This window comes from Pseudoalteromonas sp. ESRF-bin5 (genome assembly GCF_002632075.1).
In the GTDB taxonomy this organism is placed as follows: domain Bacteria; phylum Pseudomonadota; class Gammaproteobacteria; order Enterobacterales; family Alteromonadaceae; genus Pseudoalteromonas; species Pseudoalteromonas marina.
In genome coordinates this window covers 1-11,110 of the sequence record NZ_NTLW01000071.1, presented here as the reverse complement: position 1 = coordinate 11,110, position 11,110 = coordinate 1, and the positions used below count along the sequence as shown (strand labels likewise).

Below are 11,110 nucleotides of genomic sequence, written 5' to 3'. Positions count from 1 at the left end.
CCGTGATTGCTGCCTTTACGCAAAATATCATACTTGGCTTCGTATTGAGTCAATTCGCCTGCAATAAGGCTTGTTGGAAGTAAAGCGCCCGCACATAGCATTAGGGCGCTTATTTTTTTATTGTGGGTAGTGCGCGCCGTGTGCAGGAAGTTGTTTTTTGTCAAGAACCGCATAATCTGCTTCCATAGTAAGTCTTTGTTCACTGAACCATTTGACCACCAAAGGATAAATTATATGCTCTTGTTGGTGCACGCGCTTTGCTAATGTGTCTGCTGTATCATCCTTGAGTACAGGTATTTGTGCTTGAAGAATGACTGGACCACCGTCTAATTCTTCAGTTACAAAGTGAACACTTACGCCATGAACATCGTCTTTTGCATCAATTGCTCTTTGGTGGGTATTCAGCCCCTGGTACTTAGGCAACAAAGATGGATGAATGTTCAACATTTTTCCAATATATTTTTGCACTAAGCTAGGTGTAAGAATACGCATAAACCCAGCTAATACAACTAGATTTGGTTCAAAAGAGTCGATAACGTTCATTAACTGCGCGTCGTAGGCCTCGCGCGAGTCAAAATCTTTATGACTGAGTACTTGCGTTGCAATGCCTGCATTTTTAGCTCGTTCTAGGCCATATGCGTCTGCTTTATTGCTAATAACAGCCGCAATATGTCCATTTATCTCGCCACGTTCACAGGCATCAATGATGGCTTGTAAATTAGAGCCACTGCCTGAAATTAAAACTACTAGACGAGTAGGTGCCATTACTTAGCACCACCTACGATGTCTACTTGCTCTTCGCCTGGTGCCGCATCTTGGATTTCGCCAAGGTGCCAAGCGTTTTCACCTAAATCTTTAAGCATAGTTAAGCTTTGCTCAAGTTTATCGGCAGGAACAACCAAAACCATGCCTACACCACAGTTAAATGTACGGTACATTTCATGTGTAGTAATATTACCGTTTTCTTGTAACCAGTTAAAAACACTTGGCCACTGCCAACTGTCGCCTTTAACCACAGCTTTAGCTGATGCAGGTAATACGCGTGGAATATTTTCCCAAAAGCCACCGCCAGTAATGTGCGAAAGGGCATGCACGTCAACGTGCTTAAATAACTCAAGTAAAGGTTTAACGTAAATACGTGTAGGCTCTAATAAATGCTCGCCTAATGTTTTACCATCAATTACTTGATTGGTGTCGGCGTTAGATACCTCAAGTACTTTACGAATTAAAGAAAAACCATTTGAGTGTGGGCCACTAGAGGCAAGGGCAATAAGCTGATCGCCTGCAGCTACTTTAGTACCATCAATGATTTTTGATTTTTCAACCACACCGGTACAAAAGCCTGCCATGTCGTAGTCTTCACCATCATACATACCTGGCATTTCTGCTGTTTCGCCACCAATTAGGGCACAACCTGAAATTTCACACCCTTTACCAATACCTGTTACTACGTCGGCTGCTGTGTCTATGTCTAGTTTACCCGTTGCGTAGTAATCTAGAAAAAACAGGGGTTCAGCACCTTGAACAATTAAATCGTTTACACACATAGCTACTAGGTCAATACCTACGGTATCGTGCTTTTTAAGGTCAATTGCCATACGCAATTTAGTACCCACGCCATCAGTACCCGCTACTAATACAGGTTGTTTATAACCTTCAGGAATTTCGCAAAGTGCGCCAAAACCACCAATTCCGCCCATCACTTCAGGACGACGGGTTTTTTTAACTACGCCTTTAATACGCTCAACAAGTGCATTACCAGCGTCGATATCTACGCCCGCGTCTTTATAGCTAAGAGACTGTTTTTGTTCGCTCACAGGTTTTCCTCAAAATAGTTGTTTTGGGTTGCTTAGAAACGCGCGTATTTTACAACAATTGCATCTGCGCGGCTAGCGTAAATATAGGTTTGAAATAATTAACAAGGACACTTGTCCGCTGTTTGTTGTTTAAATAAACAAAAAAAACGCCCGTTGACGTTTTTTTAGTATTAAAAGCGTTAAATTAACCGCTATGCTTTGGCGGTTAGTATCGCTCTAAGTGGAGCAGGGTAGCCTTCAATGGTTTTACTGGTGTCGGTTGGGTCTAAAAAATCAACTAACGATTCGTTTTCCATCCAATCGGTTTTGCGTTGTTCATCAAGCGTGGTCATTGCGCAATCTTTTATTTGCACATCTTTAAAGCCAACGCGCTCCATCCACAGTTTTAATGCAACAGTACTTGGAATAAACCACACATTGCGCATTTTTGCGTAGCGGTCGGTAGGCACGAGTACTGTATTTTCGTCGCCTTCAATAACTAAGGTTTCAAGCACTAACTCGCCGCCCGGGCGAAGCTGCGCTTTTAACTGCGCTAAAAAATCAATTGGCGAGCGACGGTGATAAAGTACCCCCATTGAAAATACCGTATCAAAGGCTTTAAGCTCTGGCAGGGCTTCTACACCTAATGGTAATAAATGCACGTTTTCGTCGGGGTTGAAGTGTTTAATTGCCTGAAACTGGCACAAAAATAAGTCAGAAGGATCAATACCCACTACAAACTCGGCGCCTTCTCCGCGCATGCGCCATAAATGATAGCCAGAGCCACAACCAATATCTAACACTGTACGGCCTTTTAATGGTTCAATATGTGGAAGCAGGCGATCCCATTTCCAATCACTGCGCCATTCGGTGTTTATTTCAATACCGTGCACACTGAATGGGCCTTTTCGCCAAGGCATCATGCGCTTTAATAAGTGTGTAGTTTGCTTTTGTTGGCCTTCACTCATTTCCCCTTTTGCGCCAATTTCTACTTTAGTGGCTATATCAACGTGAGTTGTGTTTATTTCAGGCAAATTTTTAAGCACTTTTTGCCATTGTGGTAAATCACCATGGCTTGCCTCTAACTGCCAATGTTTTAATTGGGCGGGTAGCGTTTCTAGCCAGTGGCTAAGTGGGCTTTGTGCAATTGCAGCGTAAAATTGGTTAAACCATTGAGACATAAATTACTCTTTTTATTTAATTGCTACCATTGAGCAAAAATTAAAACATTGATACCACACTTGTGTTTGGCTAAAGCCAATATCACTTAACCTATTAATATGTGTGCTGAGTGTATCGGGGCGCATAACGTTTTCTATTGCTGTGCGCTTTTGGCTTATTTCAAGCTCAGAGTAGCCATTATGACGCTTAAAATCATGATGCAAGTCAATCAGTAAATTATCGCACTGCTCGTTTTCGGCTTTAATTTTTTCACTAAGTAGTAATACACCACCGGGCTTTAAGTTAGCGTAAATTTTTTCAAGCACAGCTTGGCGCTGTGCATGGGGTATAAACTGCAGTGTAAAGTTCATTGCTACAACCGATGCGTTTTGAATTTCAAGCTCGTTAATATCGCCAAGGGTAACAGTAACCGGCACGTCCGATTTAAACCCTTGTAAATGCATTTTACAACGCTCAACCATGGCTTGTGAGTTATCTACTGCAATAATGTTGCAATTATCGGTGCGAATATTACGGCGCATGCTCAGCGTAACCGCGCCCAATGAGCAGCCTAGGTCATACAAGTTAGAATTACTTTGAGCGTATTGGCCCGCTAATTTACCCATAGTGCTTACAATGGTGGCATAACCAGGCACTGATCGCTGAATCATATCAGGGAATACTTCAACCACATTTTGGTCAAAGCTGAAATCTTTTACTTGTTGCTCAGAGGCGTAAATACTGTCTTTTATGGTCACGAAGGCAGTCTCTTTAAAAATAATAAGGTTATTTTAACATTTTATGCTGGATAGTCAGTGATAAATTCAGTAGGTTGGCTAGAATTATGAATAATAAGTACAAAAGAGAACGTTAAATGAGCAAAAGTAAAGTTATTAGCACCGACGATATACTAGCAACGCTTTGTCACTCTGTGACAGGGGTACTTTCATCAGCAAGCGGTAACGAAATAAGTTACTCGGCCATGGTTCAAAAAATAACACGCACCTGCATGCGACCAGACATTGGTTGCTTTGTATTGTTTGATGGCGGCTTTACAGGGCTTGTTGTAACCAACTTTACATCGCAGGCTGCAATGGAAATTTACGGCGACTACATGCGCAACATGGGTATGCCAGAAGAAGAAATTGCACATAGTCACTTGTCAGACGATGTTTCAAACGTAATGGGCGAGTTAATGAACCAAATAGTAGGTGACTTTACTTCTAAGGTTCGCGAGCAATTACATACCTCTATTACGCAAAATCAGCCAAAAATGATGGCGATCAATAAACAAGTGCAAATTTCGGTAGATACCACAATGGATCGCCCACAAGCACGACGTGTTACTTTTACTACACGTAATCAAAATATTTTTTACCTAGAACTGGCAATGGATAAAACCGAGTTTATTAAACTGCACGATTTTGACATTATTGAGGCTATTGACCCTGATGACATTATTGAAAACGAAGCAAAGCAAAAAGCTGAAAAAGCGCAGGCTAAAAAAGAGCCCGTGCAAGATGATGCCGATGACGACTTTATGGCTGAGTTAGGGCTTTAACACCCAAAGCTGTCAGTTTATAGCTGTCAGAATTGAAAAACTGTAAACAATAAAAACGCGATTTAGATCGCGTTTTTCATTTATGAGGGTTTTAATTACTAATGAAATTTGCTGTGCCAAAAAGCTTATTTATACGGATTCTCTCCCATCGCAACCACTACACAAAAAATCCGTAAATCTAACTCTAGCTGGTGGTATTGTGGCTCCATGTGGCAACACAGCTTATAAAAGCTTTTGTTGTGGTCTTTTTCTTTAAAATGGGCGAGTTCATGCACAACCAACGCTTTTAATAATGGCTCGGGGGCGCGCAATAAATCGCTGTTGATGGCTAAATCGTGTTTACGGGTTTTACCTTGCATACGGTAGGTGTGAGTACCTAATGCGTTAGTTACCATGTCACCTTGTTTTTTAAACGCAGCGCGACCAAAAGGTGGAGCGTTTTTTAAATACTGCTTTTTAAGTTCTGTTGCGTAGCTGTAAAGCAGTTTGTCGCTGGTAATAGTATGCGTATGCGGGTATTTTTTAAGTAAGTAGTCACATACCTTATTGTTACTAATAAGACTTAATACTTGCTCAACAATGTTTGCAGGGTAGCCTGTAAAATAACGGGCGTATTCACTCATTTTTATGTCTCTATATTTTTGTTTTAATTTTTAAAACAGGGCATGTTGCTGCGCTTCTTTTTCGCCGCTGAACGGGTTGAGTACTGGGTGATTATACCCAAGATCTTTACAAAATTGACGTGCAAGTAGTGGCGACTCACGATTATCGGCAGTATGAAAAAACACATAAGGGGATTTACCCTCATCAAGCCATTGTTTTACTTTACTCAGCCACGGTTTATAAAAGGCTTGATAGTCGCTTTGTAAATCAGCGATTACAAACCGCGCCATAGGCTGCGAGCCAGTAGCAATAGCGTGTACAGGTAAGTGAGGCTTTTTTTGTTGGGCGTCTATTAGCGCTTCGGTGGTTGGCTTTACTGCAAAAAGCGCCCGTGTATCCATTGAAATACGATTTATGTTATTTGCCATTAATAACTGATTAAGCGCTATTTCGGATTCACCTTTTTTAAAAAAATCAGCATGGCGGACTTCTACACCATAGGTAATCTCTTTAGGCAGTAAGCTAATAAAGTGTGCCAATTTGGGTAAATCGTTCGGGCCAAATGCTTTGGGTAGTTGCAGCATTATTTGCCCTGTTTTTTCAAGCAAAGGGGCAAATAATGTAAGCCAGTCGGTAAGCTCTGTTTGTACGTTGCTAAGCGCTAGCTCGTGGCTAAAACGACGATGAAATTTAAAGGTAAATCTAAAATCGTCAGGTACGCTTTGTGCCCAGCGCAAAACAGTACTAGGTGATGGGTCGGCGTAAAAACTGGTGTTACCTTCTACCGAATTAAAATGCTGTGCGTATTGGCTTAGCATGTCGGCGTTTTTACATTGGCTTGAAAATAAATTGCCTTTCCATGCACTGCTAGACCACTGAGGGCATCCAATATATAACATAAAAAATAGCTAATAAATTACATCGTGGCGCCAGTGTAGCAAATACCAACAGCGCCTGCTTTAAATTAACACCAACACACCAAACACGCCTAGCATCTTCAACCTACTTGGGTATAATGCAGGGCTTAATTTGAATATTCTTAGATTGCTTACGGCTTTATTTGAAGTGTGGTAGCTCTTTTTTAAATTATGCGCCTATAAAAACAAATAATTTTTACCGTTGAAGCCTTTTATCTGACAGGAAAACTATGCGCTCTATATACTGCGGACAGCTAAATAAAACTCACGTAGATCAAGAAGTTGAACTATGTGGCTGGATCAACAAACGACGTGACCTTGGTGGACTTATCTTTGTCGATTTACGCGATAGAGAAGGTTTAGTACAAGTTGTATTCGATCCAGAAGTTGAAGGACTCATGGATACAGCGAACAAGCTTCGCCAAGAATTTTGTGTTCAGTTAAAAGGGGTTGTACGTGCTCGCCCTGAAAGCCAAGTAAATAAAGATATGGCAACAGGCGAAGTGGAAATTTTAGGTACCGAGCTTACAATTATCAACCGCTCAGAGCCATTGCCGCTTGATTTTAACCAAACAAACTCTGAAGAGCGCCGCTTAAAGTACCGCTACTTAGACCTTCGTCGCTTAGAAATGAGCGACCGCATTAAATTACGCGCTAAAGCAAGCAGCTTTGTTCGTCGCTTTTTAGATGAAAATGGCTTTTTAGATATCGAAACACCGGTACTTACAAAAGCAACGCCAGAAGGTGCACGCGATTACTTAGTACCAAGCCGTGTGCATAAAGGCAGCTTTTACGCATTACCGCAATCGCCACAATTATTTAAACAATTGTTGATGATGTCAGGCTTTGATCGTTACTACCAAATTGTTAAATGTTTCCGTGATGAAGATTTACGTGCCGATCGCCAACCTGAATTTACTCAAATAGATTTAGAAACCTCGTTCATGAGCTCGGATCAAGTACGTGGTATGACTGAAAAAATGATCCGTGAAATGTGGCAATCGTTACTCAACGTTGACTTAGGCGACTTCCCGATTATGCCTTACTCTGAGGCAATGAGCTTATATGGTTCTGATAAGCCAGACTTACGTAACCCAATGAAATTAGTAGACGTTGCTGATTTAGTAAAAGATGTTGAGTTTAAGGTATTCTCAGGCCCTGCAAACGACGAAAAAGGCCGTGTTGCTGTATTAACAGTACCGGGTGGCGCTAAGCTTTCGCGTAAGCAACTTGATGATTACACTAAGTTTATTGGTATTTACGGTGCTAAAGGCTTAGCATGGATGAAAGTAAACGACCGTGATGCAGGCGTTGAAGGCGTGCAATCGCCAATCGCTAAATTCTTAAACGAAGATGTGATCACACAGTTACTTGAGCGTACTAATGCACAAACTGGCGATATCATTCTATTCGGTGCAGATAAGCGCAACACCGTAAATGAAGCCATGGGTGCACTACGCCTTAAAATTGGTGTAGATTTAGAAATCACTAATCTTAACAGTTGGGCACCACTTTGGGTTGTAGACTTCCCAATGTTTGAAGAAGACGACGAAGGCACATTACACGCTGTGCACCATCCGTTCACCGCACCAAAAGATATTAGCGCAAGTGAGCTTGAAGCAAACCCTGCAGCGGCTATCTCAGATGCCTACGATATGGTATTAAACGGCTACGAGGTGGGCGGTGGCTCGGTACGTATACATAATGCAGATATGCAAGAAGCAGCATTTAGAATTTTAGGAATTGATGCACAAGAGCAACAAGACAAATTTGGCTTTTTACTTGATGCCCTTAAATACGGCACACCGCCACATGCAGGTTTAGCATTTGGTCTAGACCGTTTAGTTATGCTTTTATGCGGAACAGATAACATTCGTGACGTTATTGCTTTCCCTAAAACTACACAAGCATCTTGTTTATTAACCGACGCACCAAGCAAAGCGAATAATGATTCGTTAACTGAGCTTGCAATCAGTGTGGTAGAAAAACCAGCCGCAAGCGAAGAGTAATTTGAGCTGAGTTTACAGCATTGAATTTAAAACCCTTAAGTTGTTTGCTTAAGGGTTTTTTTGTGGTTAAATTTAGCGCAGATTATAATTTAACCACTATGAAAAGGAATTCCCATGTCAATTAATCTCACTTTATTTGGCGAGTTTTTAACATTTTTCATATTATTTTGTATTCCTATTTTTGCGCTTATTAGCTACAAAATTGGCAAGCGAAAAAGCACCAGCCCAGGTGTTTTAGCTTTTGTAGGCGGGTGCTTAGCATTATTTCCATTGTTTGGGCTTATTTATATTGCAGTGCTTGCGCTAAGAAAAGATTTACCAGAAAGAGGCGACTACAGCCATTGATAATTGTGAAGAGGAAAGCGTTAAGTAAAAAGTTTAACTAAAACATTAGAAGCAAAGACGATGCCTAAGCTTCTAAACGTTACATGCGTTGTTTAATTATCGGCTAGGGCCATTTTTATTGCGTGCACTGGCTAGTTGCCTAGCAATTGCTAGTAACGCCGGCGAAATATCGTCAGCGCCATTTTTAATTAAAGCAGTAACATCACCAGATGAAAACAGTCCATCACGCGGCGATTTAATTCCTAATTCACGAACAAAGTCCTTTGTTTTACCGGTACTGCCGGTTTCAATAAACTTAAATATAATGCGTTCATTGTTGTTTTTAGCGGGTGTTTTTAATGTGCTAATTTCATCATTAATTAAGGCTAACTTTTCTTCTAGAATTTCAATGCGCTGTTCAATGGTGCTGTATGATTTCATGTATTGGATCTTTTACTGAGTATATTGGAACAATTGCCTCTATTATCGCACAATTTTGCGTTTGCGGCTGTTAGTCTTTTTCAACATTTATTAACCTGCAATTTAAATGTAAATAAATTTGGTATAACCACACAGACTACTATTACTTTTAAGGCTGTCATTAATATTATAAAACGCCTAAACTAACCCGCATTAATTATAATAAACAATACGTTAAGTAATATGCATAAAACACTTTTTTACCTCACACTTCTTTTCACAAGTGTAAGCTCCTATGCCAGCGAAACATATATTACAGACATTAGCCGTGATCGTGAGATCCCAATTAGCATTTCGTTGCCAACAAATAACGTTAAATGCAGCAAACAAAATAAATGCCCAGTTGCCTTTATTAATGCAGGGTATGGTATGGGTCACAATAGCTATACTTTTGCCAGTGATGAATTTAACAAACAAGGCTATTTAGCCATTGCAGTGGGCCATGAATTAAAAACAGATCCTATGTTAAATGTGCATCCACCTTATATGGCAACTCGCATGGAGAACTGGCACCGCGGTGTGGTCACCCTTAAGTTTTTAGTTAATGAATTAGCAGCCAAATACACAGAGTATGATTTTTCAAAGCTCACTTTATTTGGTCATTCTAATGGTGGAGATATTTCAGCCTTGTATGCTGCAATGTATCCTGATGAAGTCAGTGATTTAATTACGCTTGATCATCGCCGCATGTTACTGCCTCGTAATAAAGATATTCGTGTACTTACCCTTAGAGGTAGTGATTACCCGGCAGATGCCGGTGTGCTCTTAAGCGAAAAAGAGCTGAGTGAGTTTCCGGTTACTCAATTACGTATAGAAAAATCGCGCCATAACGATATGTATGATGGTGGTCCTCACTGGTTGGTTGATAGAATGAGTAATGAAGTTGCTAACTTTATGAATTAGCCGTTTAACGCGCCGCTTTAGCAGCGCGTAATGGTAAGTTTTCCTTATGCGTAATTTACGTAGCGGTTTGCCCAATGTGCAATAATTGTTGCCGCGTAGTTGGCATCGTTTTTATTAGTCAGTAAATGATCGGCGTTATCTAGACTTATAAAGCTTTTTGGATGCTTAGCGGATGCGTAAATTTTTTCAGCTTCAGTAATATTTATGGTTGTATCAACCGGTGAGTGCATGACTAATAAAGCGCGTTTAAGTTTACTTATGTGGCTTTTATCGTATTTAGCTATATCGTCGATAAATTGCTTTTTAATGGTAAATTCACGCCCAGCTAAACTCACTTTTGCTTCGCCAGCTGCGTTTATTTCATCTAAATGGGCTTCAAAATTATGTGCTACATGTTGTGCATCTGACGGTGCGCCAATGGTTGTAATAGCTGTCACCTCAGGAATATATTTTGCAGCTGCAAGCACTGCGGCACCCCCTAAACTGTGACCAATGAGTAATTGCGGTGCTTTAAAGTGCGCTCGCAAATGATCTGCAGCAGATACTAAGTCTTGAATATTTGATGAAAAGTTACTGTTTGCAAAGTCGCCATCGCTGTTGCCTAGGCCGGTAAAATCGAAACGAAGTACAGCGATTCCTTGCTGTGTTAAAGCACGACTAATACGTGTTGCTGCTGCAATGTCTTTACCGCAGGTAAAACAATGGGCAAAGAGGGCATAAAATTTTACTTCACCATCGGGGAGTTCAAGTTGTCCGGCAAGTTCTAAATTACCACTTTTAAAAGATACTTTTTGTCGCATGGGTCGCCTTTTTGAACAAATAAAATACGTTGTAATACTAGACCATACATATGCATCAATGTGTGCAAATTCAATCGCTTTTATTTATTGATCTTGATCAACGCACCCTTTGATGGGAGCGCTTTGCGGACATATGTCCTTATGTTTTTGGGGCTGTTTGTCTATCCTCGCATGGCGCTATAATGAAGTCCTTGCTACTTTATATACATAAAAGTACTTGAAGTACCTAACTTCAAATAACCTATTCACTGGAACGTACAATGCAATTACCTACTGTTGATTATAAAGCTCCCGATGCGGCTGCACAATTTGTTGAATCGTTAAGAAATACTGGATTTGGTGTTTTAAAAAATCACCCAATTCCACAGTCTTTAGTTGAGTCTATTTACAAAAACTGGCAAGACTTTTTTAACTCAGAGCAAAAGCACGACTTTTTATACTCTAAAGAAACACAAGACGGTTACTTTCCGCCTTCAGTGTCTGAAGTAGCTAAAGGCTTTACCGTTAAAGACATAAAAGAGTACTTTCATGTTTATCCAAAAGGGCGTGTACCTGC

12 protein-coding genes and 2 pseudogenes are annotated in these 11,110 nt (G+C 40.6%); 5 read left to right on the top strand and 9 right to left on the bottom strand.

Annotation, left to right across the window (positions count from 1 at the left end):
• The 5 genes and pseudogenes from BCG07_RS03010 to cmoA all read right to left on the bottom strand — a co-directional run.
• Positions 1-164, bottom strand: a pseudogene (locus BCG07_RS03010) (DUF3108 domain-containing protein); the annotation flags it as partial.
• On the bottom strand, positions 118-765 hold the full coding sequence (purN, locus tag BCG07_RS03005) for a phosphoribosylglycinamide formyltransferase (protein ID WP_286888575.1): 648 nt from the start codon (positions 763-765) through the stop codon (positions 118-120). The gene purN and the pseudogene BCG07_RS03010, both read right to left, overlap by 47 nt.
• Entirely contained in the window at positions 765-1,817 is a 1,053-nt protein-coding gene (gene purM, locus BCG07_RS03000) for a phosphoribosylformylglycinamidine cyclo-ligase (RefSeq protein WP_006794042.1), read from the bottom strand. The genes purN and purM overlap by 1 nt, the downstream gene beginning before the upstream one ends.
• 191 nt (positions 1,818-2,008) lie before the next feature.
• Positions 2,009-2,977, bottom strand: coding sequence for a tRNA 5-methoxyuridine(34)/uridine 5-oxyacetic acid(34) synthase CmoB (gene cmoB / locus BCG07_RS02995; protein WP_286888573.1), 969 nt, complete (start codon positions 2,975-2,977; stop codon positions 2,009-2,011).
• A 12-nt stretch (positions 2,978-2,989) separates the two neighbouring features.
• Entirely contained in the window at positions 2,990-3,715 is a 726-nt protein-coding gene (gene cmoA, locus BCG07_RS02990) for a carboxy-S-adenosyl-L-methionine synthase CmoA (protein WP_138741089.1), read from the bottom strand.
• 116 nt (positions 3,716-3,831) lie between these two features.
• Here cmoA and BCG07_RS02985 point away from each other — a divergent pair, with 116 nt between their 5' ends.
• Complete coding sequence (locus BCG07_RS02985) at positions 3,832-4,518, top strand: DUF3334 family protein (protein ID WP_006794039.1); 687 nt, start codon at positions 3,832-3,834, stop codon at positions 4,516-4,518.
• A gap of 125 nt (positions 4,519-4,643) precedes the next feature.
• Here BCG07_RS02985 and BCG07_RS02980 read toward each other — a convergent pair whose 3' ends face one another.
• Positions 4,644-5,141 carry a M48 metallopeptidase family protein gene (locus tag BCG07_RS02980; protein WP_243531069.1) on the bottom strand — a complete coding sequence of 166 codons (498 nt, stop codon included), beginning with the start codon at positions 5,139-5,141 and terminating at the stop codon, positions 4,644-4,646.
• Positions 5,142-5,171: 30 nt separating this feature from the next.
• Positions 5,172-6,020, bottom strand: a complete 849-nt coding sequence (locus tag BCG07_RS02975; RefSeq protein ID WP_243531066.1) for a DUF72 domain-containing protein — start codon at positions 6,018-6,020, stop codon at positions 5,172-5,174.
• A gap of 248 nt (positions 6,021-6,268) precedes the next feature.
• Here BCG07_RS02975 and aspS point away from each other — a divergent pair, with 248 nt between their 5' ends.
• Positions 6,269-8,047 (top strand): aspartate--tRNA ligase, encoded by a 1,779-nt coding sequence (gene aspS, locus BCG07_RS02970; RefSeq protein ID WP_006794035.1) that lies wholly within the window; start codon positions 6,269-6,271, stop codon positions 8,045-8,047.
• A 114-nt stretch (positions 8,048-8,161) separates the two neighbouring features.
• Positions 8,162-8,392 (top strand): hypothetical protein, encoded by a 231-nt coding sequence (locus BCG07_RS02965; protein WP_010557107.1) that lies wholly within the window; start codon positions 8,162-8,164, stop codon positions 8,390-8,392.
• A gap of 96 nt (positions 8,393-8,488) precedes the next feature.
• Here the strand turns inward: BCG07_RS02965 and BCG07_RS02960 are convergent, their stop codons facing one another.
• The gene (locus BCG07_RS02960) at positions 8,489-8,812 is read right to left on the bottom strand and encodes a hypothetical protein (RefSeq protein ID WP_006794033.1); all 324 of its coding nucleotides are present in this window, start codon (positions 8,810-8,812) and stop codon (positions 8,489-8,491) included.
• Between the two features lie 222 nt (positions 8,813-9,034).
• On the opposite strand from BCG07_RS02960, the gene BCG07_RS02955 reads away from it, so the two are divergent.
• Positions 9,035-9,754, top strand: a complete 720-nt coding sequence (locus tag BCG07_RS02955) for an alpha/beta fold hydrolase (RefSeq protein ID WP_243531064.1) — start codon at positions 9,035-9,037, stop codon at positions 9,752-9,754.
• A gap of 50 nt (positions 9,755-9,804) precedes the next feature.
• Here BCG07_RS02955 and BCG07_RS02950 read toward each other — a convergent pair.
• Positions 9,805-10,554 (bottom strand): annotated as a pseudogene (locus BCG07_RS02950) (alpha/beta hydrolase family protein); the annotation flags it as partial.
• A 260-nt stretch (positions 10,555-10,814) separates the two neighbouring features.
• Between BCG07_RS02950 and BCG07_RS02945 the strand changes: the two are divergent.
• On the top strand, positions 10,815-11,110 hold a 296-nt coding region (locus BCG07_RS02945; RefSeq protein ID WP_286888564.1), incomplete at its 3' end, for a 2-oxoglutarate and iron-dependent oxygenase domain-containing protein.

Excerpts from the sequence above, each read along its gene's own strand:
- BCG07_RS02960 (WP_006794033.1), bottom strand. The coding sequence starts at position 8,812 with ATGAAATCATACAGCACCATTGAACAGCGCATTGAAATTCTAGAAGAA.
- BCG07_RS02955 (WP_243531064.1), top strand. The coding sequence starts at position 9,035 with ATGCATAAAACACTTTTTTACCTCACACTTCTTTTCACAAGTGTAAGC.
- BCG07_RS02965 (WP_010557107.1), top strand. The coding sequence starts at position 8,162 with ATGTCAATTAATCTCACTTTATTTGGCGAGTTTTTAACATTTTTCATA.
- BCG07_RS02975 (WP_243531066.1), bottom strand. The coding sequence starts at position 6,020 with ATGTTATATATTGGATGCCCTCAGTGGTCTAGCAGTGCATGGAAAGGC.
- cmoB (WP_286888573.1), bottom strand. The coding sequence starts at position 2,977 with ATGTCTCAATGGTTTAACCAATTTTACGCTGCAATTGCACAAAGCCCA.
- aspS (WP_006794035.1), top strand. The coding sequence starts at position 6,269 with ATGCGCTCTATATACTGCGGACAGCTAAATAAAACTCACGTAGATCAA.
- purN (WP_286888575.1), bottom strand. The coding sequence starts at position 765 with ATGGCACCTACTCGTCTAGTAGTTTTAATTTCAGGCAGTGGCTCTAAT.
- BCG07_RS02980 (WP_243531069.1), bottom strand. The coding sequence starts at position 5,141 with ATGAGTGAATACGCCCGTTATTTTACAGGCTACCCTGCAAACATTGTT.
- BCG07_RS02985 (WP_006794039.1), top strand. The coding sequence starts at position 3,832 with ATGAGCAAAAGTAAAGTTATTAGCACCGACGATATACTAGCAACGCTT.